Consider the following 14,950-nt stretch of genomic DNA (forward strand, 5'->3'; position numbering starts at 1 on the left):
CCAAAACAACGCATGCGATGTGTTTCAGGCTTCGCCTTCTCCCAGCCAGCTCGCCGCCACTCCCTGCCGAATCGAGTTCGCTTTACTGCGCACCGCCAGTTCGCCTCCGGTTGCTCTCCACCCCGCTTCGCAGCGACGCAGTTACCTTCGACTACGGGGCCTTGGCTTACCCCGACATGGACTCTCACCATGCTGTGTACGCGCCTTCACGGGCGCACTAGGAGCCCCGCCCCCGGGGCGATGCTGGGTGGTCTGCGAGGCTTTTCGCGACGAGGGCGTCGCTCCTACAGGGGAAATGTCAGACCACAGAGGTTGGCCATGCATGTTGTAGGAGCCCCGCCCTCGGGGCGATTCTTGGTGGTCTGCGAGGCTTTTCGCGACGAGGGCGTCGCTCCTACAGGGGAAATGTCAGACCACAGGGGCCATTCAGTCTTTTGTGTGCCAGCCCCACCCACTCATTGGCCGGTAAATTGCGGTGCGCGCTTTTCCATGAAATGCGCCACGCCTTCGCGGAAGTCGTCGCTCGCAAAACTGAGGGCCATCTCGGCGTTGGCCTGGCGGGTGTTTTCTGCCAGCGTCTGAAACGGCGCATCGTACTGCTGGCGCTTGATGACGGCCATTGAGCGCGGCGACACGTTGTCCACCAAATCACGCGCATAGGCGTAGGTTGCGGCGGCCAAAGCATCGGGCGCAAACACCTTGTTGACCAAACCCATGGCCTGCGCCTCAGGGGCCAGCACCTTGCGGGCCGTCAGCAGCAAATCCATCGCGTTGGCGTGGCCCACGATGCGGGGCAGCATCCAGCTCAGACCATGCTCTGCAATCAAGCCGCGCCTTGAAAACGCGGTGGTGAACACCGCGTTGTCGGCCGCAAATCGGATGTCGCAATACAGGGCGTGCACCAGCCCAATGCCTGCGGTTGCACCGTTCAACATGCCGATCACCGGCTTGGGGATCGCCGGGTAAAACCCATATCGCGTCTGGTAGTCCAGCCGCTGGTTCACATCAAAAGGTTTTGTCCAGGTGGTGGCCGTGATGTCGCTCGGGTCCAGGCCCTTGAGCAAGTCCATGTCGGCCCCCGCGCAAAAGCCCCGCCCTGCCCCCGTGAGCACGATAGCCCGCACGTCCTCGTCTGCGGCGGCGGTGTCCATGGCTTCGCGCACCTCGCGCTCCATCACAGCGGTCCAAGCGTTGAGCTTGTCCGGGCGGTTCAAGGTGATGGTTGCGATGCGGTGCTCCACGTTGTAAAGAATGTCTTGGTAACTCATGGCAAGGCCTTTCAAAAAAACAATCAACCATTCCTACACGGTGCGCTTGCCCCGCGCCAGAAAAGCTTGAGTGGCGGGCTGGTCCAGCAGCTGCTGGCTCCAGCGCTTGAGCACCTTTTCCAGGCGTGGCGCGGCCACCCCCAGCTGCACCATGGCCACGCCACCATTGACCGATTCGCTGTAATCGCAAATCAGCCCGTCACGCAGCTCAAAGCGGCTGATGCCGTCGATCACCACCTGCCGCCCCGCAAACTCGGGCACCTTCGAGGTGAAGCTCGACAAAGACCGCGCATAGGCCAGCTGCCCGTTGCACACGGGCTCGAACATCTCCCAGCGGTAATCGGGCCCGGCATCGCGGTGGAACAGCTCGTTCATCATGTGGGCAATGTCGGCGCGGCCCGTGTGGTCGCCGTAGATGTAGTCGTGGTACACGCCGTCGGGCGTGAAGCACTGCGCAAAGGCATCACCATCGCCCGCCTCCGCTGCGGCTGAAAACCGCTTCAACAACGCTTCAAATTCGCTTGCTTGCATGGTGTTGTCTCCTCTGTTTTTAAAATCAATCGGGCAAAGGGTCGGGCAAGCGCTTGAGCGTGCGCACCTTGGATGCGGTGATGATGACCGCTTGCAGCCCAAAGCCCAGCACCACACACCACAGGCTCACCGAGGCCGGAAAATACACCCCCAACAAGCCCCCCAGCGCCGCGCCCAAAGGCCGTGCGCCGGTGCTCGCCACGATGATGATGGATGTGACCCGCCCAATCATGGCGCGTGGCGTGACGGTCTGGCGCAAGGTGGTCGAAGTGATGACCCACAGGATGGGACCCGCACCGTACAAGAAATAAGACAAAGCGGCCACCCAACCCTGGGGCCAAAACAGCGTCAAGGCCATGGTGAGCGCGGCCAGCACCGAAAAATAAGGCCCCACCAAAATCGCCTGTCCAAAGGGCAATGCCGCCACCACGCGTGGTGCCAACAAAGACCCCACGATCATGCCCACGCCGTAACACGCCAGCGTCACCCCCACACCACTCGCGTCCAGCCCCAAATCGTTGATGGCATAGGGCACGTAAGCCGCTTGCAGCATGAACCACGAGATGTTCCAAGCAACCGAGCAAAACACCATGGGCCTGAGCAAATCGCTTTGCCAAACCCACTTGGCCCCGTCTTGCAACTCCAACAAAGGGTGACGTGCGGGCATGGTCGGCCGCGCGGGTTCGGTGATGCCACGCAGGAACAACACCGCAGCCACCGACAACATGCCCGACAGCACAAACGCCGCCGACGCCCCGGTCCACGCAATCAAGGCCCCGGCCAAGGCAGGACCTGCTGCAAACGCCGCGCTGCGTGCCAGCTCCAGCCGACCGTTGGCTTGCGCCAAGCCATCGACCTCGACCAAAGCAGGCACCAGCGAAGGTGCGGCCACACTGAACGCCACCGTCCCCACCGCCGCCATGAAGCCGATGATGGCCAAAGCTGCAATCGACACATGCCCCGTGACGATCAGCGCCAGCAGCAGCAACAAAGCCAGGGCCCGCAGCGTCTCGGCCAGCGCCATCAAACGGGTGCGCGAGGTGCGGTCAGCCAGCAGGCCCAGCGGCATGGACAGCAGTAAAAAAGGCAGCGATTGAATCGATGCCAACAAGCCGATTTCGCCCGGCCCCGCCTTGAGCAGCAACACCGCCACGATGGGTACGGCGGCCAGGCTCAGCTGCTCGGCCGACTGTGCCAACAAGTTGGACCAGGCCAGACGGCGAAAAGAGGCAGAGAGCGCTTGGGACATCGATAACCTTTCAATGCAAGGCATCCTAAATCGTCTTGGGTCCAGAACGAGTCACGTTGGCTCAGGGCAACCACCTCGGACCCCCACGCCCGCTGTCACCCATGCGGCTTGAGCGGGCCGTTCTGGCGGACCTCTGCGGGTCTTCACCCTTGAAGCGCCACCCACATTCCTGTTGAATCTATGGACTGGCTTCCAAGCCCGTCCACACGACAGGAACACCCATGCAACTGAACCTCCAACACGGCCTGTGGGCCGCTGCCCTGCTCACTTTGGCCAGCCAAAACGCCCAGGCCCGAGTCACCCGCATCGTGATCGACGACACCCGGCCAGTGGCTTCAGCCCCCGGCAAGCCTACGGGTATGGCTTACGAGCAAGTCGCAGGCCGCGCCTTTGGCGAACTCGACCCCAAGCTCCCGCAAAACGCCATCATCCAAGACATTGACCTGGCCAAGGACGCCGACGGCAAGGTCCGCTACATGGCATCGTTTGTGATCTACAAACCCGTGAACCTCAAAGACGCCAGCGGTCTGATGTGGCACGACGTGCCCAACCGGGGCCGGGTGTTTCCCTATGCCGAACAAGAGTTAGCCAACGGCGACATTGGGCTGGCCAGCGCGTGGCAGGGTGACAACGCAGGCGCCACAACGGTCAAGCCCAAAGCCAGCATCGACGGCTTGCAGTTCTTGCAAGTGCCCGTGGCCAAAAACCCCGACGGCTCCAAAGTCAGCGGCCAGGTGTTCGGGCGCATCGTCAACCGCTCAGGTCCAGCCTCGCAGCCGCTCATGGTGCAGACCAACCCCGTGCCCTACAAACCCGCCAGCCTTGACACCACCCAAGCCACGCTGATCTCACGCGGGCGCGAAAACATGAACGGCGAAGTCTTTGACGAACAAGCCATCGCCCCGACCGACTGGGCCTGGGCCAAGTGCGATGCGCAAAACCCCTTTCCCGGCACACCCGACCCCACACAGATTTGCCTGAAAAACGGCTTTGACGCCAAGCGACTCTACCAAGTGGTGTTCACGGCCCAAGACCCCTATGTGCTGGGCATTGGCTTTGCCGCTTGGCGCGATGTGGGCACCTTTTTCAAGCATGCACAAGCCGATGACATGGGCACGCCCAACCCGGTGGCCCGCACCGTGACGCACAGCATTGCGCGGGGCGTGTCCCAATCAGGCAACTACCTGCGCGGCTGGCTGCATCTGGGTTTCAACCAGGACGAAATGGGCCAACAAGTGCACCAAGGCCTGTGGCCCATCATTGCCGGCCGCCGCATTGCGCTGAACTTTCGCTGGGCGCAACCCGACGGCGTGCTGGAGCTGTACCAAGCTGGCAGCGAAGGCCCACAGTGGTGGCTGCCGCACCCTGACCCGGTGCGCGGCACACCCGCAGCCGGCATCTTGGACCGCTGCACCCAAACGCGCACTTGCCCCAAAATCATGGAGCACTTTGGCTCAGCCGAAGTCTGGGCTTTGAAGCTCACCCCCGAATGGATCGGCACCGACGCCAAGCAAGACCTGCCGCTACCGCCCAACGTCAAGCGCTACTACATCGCCAGCAGCCACCACGGCGGTGGTGCAGGCGGCTTTGACACCAGCTTGCCGGGCGTAGGCCTGCCCAAAGCAGGCCCCATGTGTCCTGGCAACAACTTTGGTCAAGGCATCTTGCCTGCCAACCCGGTGCCCCACAAAGAGACCGTCAACGCCCTGCGCGTGCACTTTCGCAACTGGGTCATGAAAGGCACAGAACCTCCCGCCAGCCAATTTCCCACCTTGGCCAAAAACCAATTGGCCATTGCAGAAAAAACAGCTTTGGGCTACCCCAACTTGCCCGGTTTGCGACCCTCCGTGCCCGAGCGCGACTTCATCATGCCCGTGCACGATTACGACTGGGGTCCCGGCTTTAAAGCGGTCGACGGTTCGGGGGTTCCGAGCCATGCACCACCCAAAATCAAACAAGTGCTGACCATGTACGCCCCCAAGGTCGATGCCGATGGCAACGAAGTCGGTGGTCTGCCGGTCGTGCTGCTGGATGCCCCGCTGGGAACCTATCTGGGCTGGAACGTGACCGCAGATGGCGCACGGCCCTTCCACAAAGGCGAGATTTGCAACTATGTGGGCGGCATGGTGCCTTTTGCAAAAACAGCCGCCGAACGCCAAGCCAATGGCGACACACGCTTGTCTTTGCAAGAGCGCTATGGCTCACACGACGGCTATGTTCAAGCCGTGGTCAAAGCCACTGAACGCGCCATGAAAGCCGGCTTTCTTTTGAAGGACGATGCCGATGCGTTGATCGAAGCCGCAGCCAAAAGCGCGGTGCTGCGCTGACCTGATTCGCAAGAGCCCACGGAGTCAGGGACCGTTTTTGGCCCCTGAGGCAAGGGTTGTGGGCTCATGCGGGTTGACCTTGGCGGGGATGCCACCCACACCCTCGAAGTACGCTGCAACTTTCATGGGGGCTGGTGGATGGACCTGGCAAAGGCATACCCACATTTTCAAGTGGTTACACAAATCTCCATCACAAAACCACAACATCAACATCAACGGTGCACCAGCTCTCTAAACCACTAAATTCATGATGTCGCTTTTCGTAAACTGAGCAGGAGCTTGCGCACCGAGGGCAGGCTCAGGTCAACCCAAGCGCTGGAACAGTCTGGTGCCCCGGGATCAAACCCATGCCCTTGCTCAAATTTCAAAAGCCATGACAGAACACCCAACGGTTCGACGGCATTCAGTCCAGATCTTGGCCGCGCTCGGCTGGCTGTGCACGGCCACAAGCATGGCCCAAGTTTGTACCCGCGAATTCGCACCCGTGTGTGGCCAAGTGACGGGTGAAACGACGACCCAAACCTACCCCAACCGTTGCATGCTCAAAGCTGCCCAAGCCCAACATCTGTTTGACGGCGAGTGCACCCACACCACGCCCCAAGCGCCGCCCCAAGCGCCGCCCTCTATCCCCCCAACACTCCCGGGCAGCACCGTCGATGCACACGGCTGCATCCCCTCTGCGGGCTACCTGTGGAACCCCGAACTGGCCCGTTGCATTCGCCCATGGATGACCAGCGTTGTCACGCTGCAAGTGGCAGCACAGCGGCGCAGTTGTACCGCCCTGGTCGAGATGCAATGTCTGCAAGTGCGCGAAATCGAATCCGGTGTCCCTCCCCAAAAATGGCAAGCACTTTTGACAGAAATTGAAGGCTTCCAACACATCCCCGGCAAGCGCTACACACTCCGTGTGCGCAAAGACCGCGTCGAGACGCCCCCTGCAGACGCACCCGACACACGTTACACACTCGTGAAGGTTCTGCCATGAAAACCCGTCTTCTCAAATGGGTCGTGGTGCTGATCTGCCTGGCCACAGCGGTGCTCAGTGTTTATGTATTTCGTCTCAAAGAATTCATGGCCATAGACCGTTGCATGGACGCGGGCGGAGCTTATGAAAAATCTTGGAAAGTTTGTGACAAAAGCCTCACCGAAACCCCTGACACGCGATTTTCTGGCCCCGTGTTTGCAGGCATGCTGGATGGTCAAAAAATCAGCCTGCAACTGCGTGACGACCAAATGGGCTACCGCATGATCGACAACGGACTGCGCGTGGTGGGCGACATGAACACCGAGCGAGGCTTCCAAAACGATGACAACGCTGTGGTTTATGTCCTCAATTGGACCCAAGATGAGGCGCAGCAAATTCGATTTCTGCGTGTGCTGGCCCATGGTGAAGAAGTGCTTCGAAGAATTGGACCTGACCAGCAACTGCAAACAGGTGCAGCACTTCGTGCCAAATAGTCGGCCAAATCAAGGCCCTTGAACGCTCAGGGCAACGCCCACCCCATGAGAGACCTCAGATCAGCTGTTAACCTGAATGAAACAGCCCCGAAGGTCATCATGACAAACACCCGCAGCATCACCCCCCACAGCGCCGAGGAAACCCGCCAACTTGAACTGCTGCGCCAACACCGCAAGGCCCATCGACAAAAAAACGAGTTGACCACGGCGCTGGCCGTTGAGGCCATTGCCCTCCCAAGCCAAGCCACACGGGGCGAACGCCTGGCCGACATCGTGGCCAGCACCGTGGGTTCGTGGCGATTCATCGTCCTGCAAAGCACAGCCATCGTGTTTTGGATCACAAGCAACGCACTGACGGGCACACACGCGTGGGACCCTTTCCCCTTCATCCTGCTCAATTTGTTGCTCTCGTTTCAAGCAGCCTACACGGCACCGGCCATCATGATGAGCCAAAACCGACAATCCGAAATGGACCGTCGCCACGCCCAAAGTGATTACGCCATCAACGTCAAAGCCGAACTCGAAATCGAACTCCTGCACCAAAAAATTGACCTCTTGAAAGCACAGGAACTTCTGGAACTCACTCAAGCTGTGCGCGAACTCTCCTCCCAAGTGAAAGTTCTCACTCAAAAATACGACCGTTGAGCCTCAAGCCATCTGTGGCGATCGGATCGGTCGAATCAAGGTCTGCCAACGGGAGACCAACGACACGACTGAAAATTGAACCAGAAAAAATGGTCGACCAACCCATTGGACGGATCAACGTGGCCCAAGTGGATGCCACCACAGAAACGCAAATTACCCTACAAACAGCGCAAGACGAAGCGCTGGCCATGCAAGACGCAGCCAAGTCTGCACGCCGGGTGCGCCGCCGTTTGGGGTTCAGCCAAGCCGAATTTGCCATCCGGATTGACGTGTCACTCGAAACCATCCGCAATGGGGAACAAGGCAAACGCAGCCCCACGGGCGCGGCCAAGGCATTGCTCAAAGTCTTGGACAAAGCGCCCGAAGCTGCGCTGGCGGCATTGCATTGAACCAAAGACCTCGCACGCGACATCATCGATGCCCTCAGTGTGTCCAAGGCATTGACAACTCAATGATTCAACTGTCCCCAAGCCTTCTCCAGCCGCTTGATGCTCACCGGCTGCGGGGTGCGCAGTTCTTGCGCGAAAAAGCTCACGCGCAGCTCTTCCAGTAGCCAGCGGAACTCCAGCATGCGGGCGTCTTGCGCGCCTTTGCGTTCGGCCACCGGGCGCCAGTAGCGTTGTTCTTGAGGTTTGGGTTGGGTGCTCATGGCCAAGAACCTGAAGCTCAGACTAAAAAATATTGTTTTCACACGAATTTTTGATTTATATAGCAAAATACAAAATCCACTAACGAAACCACACCATGCCCCCCACTCTTTTAGGCTTTCAGCGTCTGGCGCAAATGCACGGCATCTCGCTGGTGCAGCCGCTGCGCACACGCAGCCAAGTGGGGTCATCGCGCCAGCGCACCGTGGTGGAAGGGCACGAGCTGCAGACCTGGCCTGCACGCTACCAACCGGCCGACAGTTTTCGGGGGCATTTTGAATTTGGGCTCAAACACGAGCGCCTGAACCTGGAGTTTTTATCGCGCCTCTTTGCCCGCCTGCCTGCAACCGAAGTGGCCGCGTGGATCGCCGAAGAGCCCACGGGCGGCTATGCACGGCGCGCTGCTTTTTTCTATGAATGGTTGACCGGCCAGCCGCTGGATGTGCCCAACACTGCCGCCAATGTGGGTTATGTGAACGCCATCGACAGCACCCAATACCTGGCCGCCCAACGCCCCGACCGGGTGCGGCGCTGGCGGGTCAACAACAACTTGCCGGGGGTGCGCGACTTCTGCCCCATGGTGTACCTGGGGCACGAGGATGCGCGTGACTGGCTTTACAACGTGGCCGAGGGTGTGCGGCAACTCGACGACGCCTATGGCCCCGAGCTGCTCTTGCGCAGCGCCGCATGGCTGACCTTCAAGGAGTCTCGCGCCAGCTTTGCCATCGAGCACGAGGGCGACCAACAAGACCGCGTGCGCCGCTTTGCCGCCGCCATAGGTGAGTTCAGCGGGCGCATGGCACAGCCCTTGTTGCACGATGGGCTGCACACTTTGCAAAAAGCGGTGTTGGGCGAACGCGCCTTGCGGCTGGGCATCAGGCGCTCGCCTGTGTTTGTGGGGCAAAGCACGTTTTTGGCGCAGGTGGTGCATTACATCGCCCCGTCCGAGGCGCTGGTGAACCCGATGCTCAGCGCACTGGCGCAGCTGGAAGAGCGCACACGCGGTGCAGATCCGGTGGTGCGTGCGGCGGCTGTGGCGTTTGCCTTTGTTTACCTGCACCCTCTGGTGGATGGCAATGGCCGCATCCACCGCTTTTTGATCAACCATTTGCTGGCCGCAGACCAGGCCGTGCCCGCCAACATCGTGGTGCCGGTATCGGCCACCATTGCAGGCACTGCCAGAGGGCGAGCCAACTACGGCCAAGTGCTGGAGGGGTTTTCAAGGCCGTTCATGCAGGCGCATGCGGGCGACTACCGCTTTGGCACGCAGCGCACCTGCCCCGATGGAGTGGTGACGAATTTTGAATTTTCGGCGACCGACGAAGCCCAGCACGCTTGGCGCTTCATCGATTTGACCGAACACGCACATTACTTGAGCGGCGTGTTGCGCCAAACAGTCGAAAACGAAATGGCCCAAGAAGCCCAAGCCCTGGGCCGCAACGACGCCGCACGCGCCGCCATCAAGCAAGTGCTGGAACTGCCCAACGACGAAGCCGACTTGATCATCCGATCGCTCAGTCAAAGCGATTGGACCGTGAGCAACAAACTGCGCAAAACACTGCCCGAAATTTTTGACGAAGCAGGCGAGCATCACGCATTGCATGCGCAAATCGTGGCGGGGGTGCGTGAGGCGCTGGAAAGCGGGCGGGGTGGCGACAAATCCACACAATCGGACGACACTGCCCGCGCCATTGCATTGAGCCAAACCCGCACGGAGTGATTGAACATGACGCTAAAAATCAAAGCGCCCGACCTGCCCGACTTCGACATGGCCGAATACTTCAAGACAGACGAGGACGTGGCCAATGACCTGACCCTGGTGCTGGAAAAAAAGACCCCACCGAGTTGACCCACGCGCTGGGCACCATCGTTCGCGCACGCGGTGCATGACCGAAGTAGCCCGCGCCTCAGGCCTGACCCGCGAAGCCCTCTACAAAGCCCTGCGCCTCACATCGCACCCGCGCTTTGACACGATTGCCCATGTGTGCACCGCACTTGGGTTGAAGCTGGTGGGGCAGCCAATGCAGGCTTGAGTTGCGACTTAGCGAACACCAATGCCCCTTGCGCAAAGTCATCGGCGGTTCGCCCCTGTTGTATTGCCGGACACAGCACGATTCAGATTGACGAATAAGTCGGTCTCAGGTTTCAAGGACTCACTCATGCCACCGACAACAGGCGCACATCTTTCAAACTGTCTTTCATTTGAATCTGCGCCACTTTCAGGTCATAAGCAGATTGAAGGTTGAGCCAATATTGCGGCGTTTGCCCCAGCGCACGGCCAAGGCGAAGAGCCAACTCGGCCGTGACCGAGCGATCGCCTTTAAGTAAATGCGACACACGCATGGCGGATACCCCAATCGCTTCGGCGAATGCAGCCTGCGTCATGGCCAGATCTTCCAGCGTCTCACGCAAAAACTCACCGGGGTGAATAGCTGGCAGGCCATCCACAGGATTTTTGGCAGTCATCTTCATCACTCCTCAGTGGTAGTCCACAATTTCAACGTCATGCGCATGCCCATGCTCAAACCGAAAACACAAACGCCAACGGTCATTGACACGGATGCTCCATTTGCCAGCCAAATCCCCGGCCAACGCCTCCAAGCGGTTGGAAGGCGGCATGCGCAAGTCATCCACTTCAACTGCTGCGTGAAGCTGAGCAAGGCGCATCACCGCCCGCTTGAGGATCTCCGGTGGCAGACGGCGCGATTTGCCCGTCGCAAACAGTCGCTCGGTTTCGTCGCTGGCAAAGCTTTCGATCATGTGCCGATCATAAACAATTTGTTTATTTAGAGCAATGCATGAGGAAACTCAAAAGCCCCCTCAATGACTCAACTGCCCCCAAGCCTTCTCCAGCCGCTTGATGCTCACCGGCTGCGGGGTGCGCAGCTCTTGCGCGAAGAAGCTCACGCGCAGCTCTTCCAGTAGCCAGCGAAACTCCAGCATGCGGGCATCTTGCGCGCCTTTGCGTTCGGCCACCAGGCGCCAGTAGCGTTGTTCTTGGGGTTTGAGCTCGGTCAGGCGCTGGGCGTCGCGGGCGGGGTCGGCGCGGTATTTGTCCAGGCGCTGGGTGATGGCCTTGAGGTAGCGGGCGTAATGCTGCAGCTGCGGCCACGGGGTGGCGGCCATGAAGTTTTTGGGCATCAGGCGTTGCAATTGCTGCGTGCAGTCTGCCGTCGCGTCGGGGGCGTTTTTGGTGTCCTTGATCTTGCGGGTGGCCGCGCCAAACTCCAGCAAGATGGTGCCCGCCAGTCGGGCCACTTCGTTGGCAATCAGCGTCAGGCGTCCCCTGCCCTCTTCGATGCGGCGCTTGAAGGTGATTTCGTCATTGGGCAGCGGGTCGAGCAAGAAGGCGCGGTCCAGGGCCACATCAATGATCTGGGTTTTCAGCTCATCGGCGGTGCCCAGCGGCATGTAGGCCACGGCCATTTTTTGCAGGTCGGGGATGTTTTTCTCAAGGTACTTGAGCGCGTCTTTGATTTGCAGCGCAAACAGGCGGCGCAAGCCAGCGCGGTTTTTGCTGGCGGCCACGTCGGGTTCGTCAAAGACTTCGATGGTCACGGCGTCTTGCACGTCCACCAGCGCGGGAAAGCCGATCAGGGTCTGGCCGCCTTTGCTGATTTCCATCAACTCGGGCAGTTCGCCGAAGGTCCAGGCGGTGTAGCGCTGGGGGGCCAGGGGCTTGGGCGCGGCTGGCTTTTCACCGCGCGCTGACGTGTTGCGTCCACCCGCTTCACGCGGAGGCAAATGGGGGTCTGACCCCGATTGTTTTGCATCCCCGCTTTTGGGCGCTTCAGACATTGCGGCAGGCGCTGCAGCGACTTTGAGCTGCGCCAGCGCCTGGAATGCGCCTCGCGCTTTGGCCCCCAGCTCGCCTTTGAGTGCGCCCAGGTTGCGGCCCATGCCCAGTTGGCGGCCGTGTTCGTCCACCACCAGCAAGTTCATGAACAGGTGCGGGCTGAGCATCTCGTGTTTGAAGTCGGTGCGCTTGATGTCCAGGCTGGTTTCGTCGCGGGCTTTTTTGAGCAGCACGTCGGTGAGCGAGCCGCTGCCAAACAGCTCGGGCACCGACAGCTCGGCGGCCAAGCGCGTGGCCGATTCGGGCAGCGGCACAAAGCGGCTGCGCGGGCGCTGCGGCAGGCTTTTGAGCAGGGCCTGAATTTTGTCTTTGAGCAAGCCGGGCACCAGCCATTCACAGCGGTCTTCGCTGACTTGGTTGAGCACAAACAGCGGCACCGTCACCGTGACGCCATCGCGGGCGTCGCCCGGTTGGTGCAGATACACCGCCGTGCAATCGGTGCCGCCCAATCGAATCTGTTTGGGGAAAGCCTGCGTGGTGATGCCTGCGGCTTCGTGGCGCATCAGCTCTTCGCGGGTCAGCATCAAAAGGCGTGGCTGCTTGGCGCTCTCATGCCGGTACCAGTCTTCCAGCAGGCGGCCACTGCACACCTCAGGCGGGATTTGCTGGTCGTAAAAGGCGTAGATCAGTTCGTCGTCCACCAGCACGTCTTGGCGGCGCGACTTGTGTTCCAGCTCTTCGACCTTGGCGATCATTTTGTGGTTGGCGGCCAAAAACGGCAGCTTGGTCTCCCACTGGTCGCCCACCAGGGCTTCGCGGATGAAGATGTCGCGTGCACCGTGCAGGTCCACCCGGCTGTAGGCCGTGCGCCGCCCGCTGTAGACCACCAAGCCATACAGCGTGGCGCGCTCCAGCGCCACCACTTCGGCCGATTTCTTTTCCCAATGCGGGTCGAGCACTTGTTTGCGCAGCAGGTGTGCACCGACCTGCTCCAGCCACTGCGGCTCAATGGCGGCTATGCCCCGACCAAACAGACGCGTGGTTTCCACCAGTTCGGCCACCACGATCCAGCGGCCGGGCTTTTTGCTCAGGTGTGCGCCGGGGTGTTTGTGAAACTTGATGCCGCGCGCGCCCAGATAGGCCTCTTCGTCTTCGAGTTTGTAGCCCACGTTGCCCAGCAGGCCTGCCAGCATGGACAGGTGCAACTGCTCATAAGTGGCAGGCTGCGTGTTGATGCGCCACTTGTGTTCGGCCACCACGGTGAGCAACTGGGTGTGTGTGTCGCGCCACTCGCGCACACGGCGAATGTTGATGAAGTTCTGGCGCAGCAGCTGCTCGTATTGGCGGTTGCTGAGCTTGTGCTGCGGCGCTTCTTGCGCGGGCCTGCCTTTAATTGGGGTCAGATCCCGATTGTTTTGTCCCGGTTGAGCTGGCGAATTTAATTGGGATCTGACCCCGATTGTTTTAGTGGGTCCACCTCGGGCGTCGTGAATCCATTTCCACAGCTTGAGGTAACCGGTGAACTCGCTTTTGTCGTCGTCAAACTTGGCGTGCTGTTGGTCGGCCTGGGCTTGCGCGTCCATGGGGCGGTCACGCACGTCTTGCACGCTCATGGCGCTGGCAATGACCAACACTTCATCGAGCGCGTTGCGGCCACGCGCCTCCAAAATCATGCGGCCCACACGCGGGTCCAGCGGCAGGCGGGCCAGCTCTTGGCCAATGGGGGTGAGTTCGTTGTCGTCATCCACCGCGCCCAGCTCGGCCAGCAATTGGTAGCCGTCAGTGATGGCGCGTTTGGACGGCGCTTCGATGAACGGAAAGTCTTCCACCACGCCCAGGTGCAGCGACTTCATGCGCAAAATCACGCCCGCCAAAGACGAACGCAAGATTTCCGGGTCAGTAAAGCGCGGGCGGCCTGCAAAGTCTTTGTCGTCGTACAGGCGAATGCAGATGCCGTTGGCCACGCGGCCACAGCGGCCCGCACGCTGGTTGGCCGCAGCCTGGCTGATGGGCTCGACCAGCAGCTGCTCGACCTTGCTGCGCAGGCTGTAGCGCTTGACCCGCGCCGTGCCGGCGTCGATCACATAACAGATGCCGGGCACCGTGAGCGAGGTTTCGGCCACGTTGGTGGCCAGCACGATGCGGCGGCCGTTCGATGCTTCAAAAATCTGGTCTTGCTCGGCTTGCGACAGGCGGGCAAACAGGGGCAGCACTTCGGCACCCCGCGTGAGCGGCTGGTGCGCCAGGTGTTTGCGCAGGTGGTCGGCGGCTTCGCGGATCTCGCGCTCACCGGGCAAAAAGATCAGGATGTCGCCCCCTGCCCCGCCCTGCCAGAGTTCGTCCACCGCATCGGCCATGGCCTCGTTCAGGCCGTAGTCACGCGACTCTTCAAACGGGCGGTAGCGCTGCTCCACCGGGAAGGTGCGCCCCGACACCATGATGACCGGGGCCGGGCCATGGCGAGACGCAAAGTGTTTGGCAAAACGGTCGGCGTCGATGGTGGCCGAGGTGACCACGATTTTGAGGTCCGGCCTGCGCGGCAGGATCTGGCGCAGGTAGCCCAGCAAGAAGTCGATGTTCAGGCTGCGTTCGTGCGCCTCATCGATGATGATGGTGTCGTAGGCCTGCAGCAGCGGGTCGGTCTGCGTTTCGGCCAACAAGATGCCGTCGGTCATGAGCTTGACCGAGGCGTTTTTGGAGAGTCGATCCTGAAACCGCACCTTGAAGCCCACCACCTCGCCCAGCGGCGTCTTCAACTCCTCGGCAATGCGCTTGGCCACCGAGCTGGCCGCAATCCGCCGGGGCTGGGTGTGGCCGATCATCCGCGCCCGCTCGCCCGGCTTGGCGTTGAGCTTGCCACGCCCCAGCATCAGCGCAATCTTGGGCAGCTGCGTGGTCTTGCCCGAGCCGGTTTCACCGCAGACGATGATGACCTGGTGCTGGTCCATGGCGGCCATGATTTCGTCACGGCGGGCCGAGACGGGCAGGCCTTCGGGGAAGTCGATTTGGAGTTCAGACATGGGTCAAGT

The 14,950-nt window shown here is 60.7% G+C and carries 15 protein-coding genes; 8 read left to right on the plus strand and 7 right to left on the minus strand.

Annotated features, from left to right (window positions below):
- Positions 1-455: 455 nt before the first annotated feature.
- The 3 genes from AMM41_RS18980 to AMM41_RS18990 are packed head-to-tail and all read right to left on the minus strand — an operon-like array spanning position 456 to position 3,048.
- Positions 456-1,268 (minus strand): enoyl-CoA hydratase, encoded by an 813-nt coding sequence (locus AMM41_RS18980; RefSeq protein ID WP_089963217.1) that lies wholly within the window; start codon positions 1,266-1,268, stop codon positions 456-458.
- Between the two features lie 33 nt (positions 1,269-1,301).
- A complete protein-coding gene (locus tag AMM41_RS18985; RefSeq protein ID WP_089963097.1) occupies positions 1,302-1,799 on the minus strand; it encodes a nuclear transport factor 2 family protein in 498 nt (165 codons plus the stop codon).
- A 25-nt stretch (positions 1,800-1,824) separates the two neighbouring features.
- Entirely contained in the window at positions 1,825-3,048 is a 1,224-nt protein-coding gene (locus AMM41_RS18990) for an MFS transporter (protein ID WP_194944874.1), read from the minus strand.
- A 221-nt stretch (positions 3,049-3,269) separates the two neighbouring features.
- Between AMM41_RS18990 and AMM41_RS18995 the strand changes: the two genes are divergently transcribed.
- The 5 genes from AMM41_RS18995 to AMM41_RS19015 all read left to right on the plus strand — a co-directional run bounded on the left by AMM41_RS18995 (position 3,270) and on the right by AMM41_RS19015 (position 7,867).
- Entirely contained in the window at positions 3,270-5,375 is a 2,106-nt protein-coding gene (locus AMM41_RS18995) for an alpha/beta hydrolase domain-containing protein (protein ID WP_089963102.1), read from the plus strand.
- A 373-nt stretch (positions 5,376-5,748) separates the two neighbouring features.
- Positions 5,749-6,360, plus strand: a complete 612-nt coding sequence (locus tag AMM41_RS19000; protein WP_089963104.1) for a DUF4377 domain-containing protein — start codon at positions 5,749-5,751, stop codon at positions 6,358-6,360.
- On the plus strand, positions 6,357-6,833 hold the full coding sequence (locus tag AMM41_RS19005) for a hypothetical protein (protein ID WP_089963106.1): 477 nt from the start codon (positions 6,357-6,359) through the stop codon (positions 6,831-6,833). Before AMM41_RS19000 ends, AMM41_RS19005 begins: the two co-directional genes overlap by 4 nt.
- A gap of 99 nt (positions 6,834-6,932) precedes the next feature.
- Positions 6,933-7,478, plus strand: a complete 546-nt coding sequence (locus AMM41_RS19010) for a DUF1003 domain-containing protein (RefSeq protein ID WP_089963109.1) — start codon at positions 6,933-6,935, stop codon at positions 7,476-7,478.
- An 89-nt stretch (positions 7,479-7,567) separates the two neighbouring features.
- Positions 7,568-7,867, plus strand: coding sequence for a helix-turn-helix domain-containing protein (locus tag AMM41_RS19015; RefSeq protein WP_089963111.1), 300 nt, complete (start codon positions 7,568-7,570; stop codon positions 7,865-7,867).
- 59 nt (positions 7,868-7,926) lie between these two features.
- Here AMM41_RS19015 and AMM41_RS22010 read toward each other — a convergent pair whose 3' ends face one another.
- Positions 7,927-8,127 carry a DUF3418 domain-containing protein gene (locus tag AMM41_RS22010; RefSeq protein WP_228769362.1) on the minus strand — a complete coding sequence of 67 codons (201 nt, stop codon included), beginning with the start codon at positions 8,125-8,127 and terminating at the stop codon, positions 7,927-7,929.
- A gap of 95 nt (positions 8,128-8,222) precedes the next feature.
- Between AMM41_RS22010 and AMM41_RS19025 the strand changes: the two genes are divergently transcribed.
- The 3 genes from AMM41_RS19025 to AMM41_RS22500 are packed head-to-tail and all read left to right on the plus strand — an operon-like array spanning position 8,223 to position 10,158.
- Entirely contained in the window at positions 8,223-9,845 is a 1,623-nt protein-coding gene (locus tag AMM41_RS19025; protein ID WP_089963113.1) for a Fic family protein, read from the plus strand.
- Between the two features lie 6 nt (positions 9,846-9,851).
- Positions 9,852-9,974 (plus strand): hypothetical protein, encoded by a 123-nt coding sequence (locus AMM41_RS22495; protein WP_368664978.1) that lies wholly within the window; start codon positions 9,852-9,854, stop codon positions 9,972-9,974.
- A gap of 37 nt (positions 9,975-10,011) precedes the next feature.
- A complete protein-coding gene (locus AMM41_RS22500) occupies positions 10,012-10,158 on the plus strand; it encodes a helix-turn-helix domain-containing protein (protein ID WP_368664979.1) in 147 nt (48 codons plus the stop codon).
- A gap of 124 nt (positions 10,159-10,282) precedes the next feature.
- Here AMM41_RS22500 and AMM41_RS19035 read toward each other — a convergent pair whose 3' ends face one another.
- From AMM41_RS19035 to hrpA, 3 genes are read right to left on the minus strand one after another with little or no spacing between them, the layout of a single operon-like run.
- Positions 10,283-10,591, minus strand: a complete 309-nt coding sequence (locus AMM41_RS19035; protein WP_089963221.1) for a HigA family addiction module antitoxin — start codon at positions 10,589-10,591, stop codon at positions 10,283-10,285.
- A gap of 12 nt (positions 10,592-10,603) precedes the next feature.
- Positions 10,604-10,885, minus strand: coding sequence for a type II toxin-antitoxin system RelE/ParE family toxin (locus tag AMM41_RS19040; RefSeq protein ID WP_089963116.1), 282 nt, complete (start codon positions 10,883-10,885; stop codon positions 10,604-10,606).
- Positions 10,886-10,945: 60 nt separating this feature from the next.
- Entirely contained in the window at positions 10,946-14,941 is a 3,996-nt protein-coding gene (hrpA, locus tag AMM41_RS19045) for an ATP-dependent RNA helicase HrpA (RefSeq protein ID WP_089963120.1), read from the minus strand.
- Positions 14,942-14,950: the final 9 nt, after the last annotated feature.

It is taken from the genome of Limnohabitans sp. 2KL-3, assembly GCF_001269405.1.
GTDB lineage: Bacteria > Pseudomonadota > Gammaproteobacteria > Burkholderiales > Burkholderiaceae_C > Limnohabitans_A.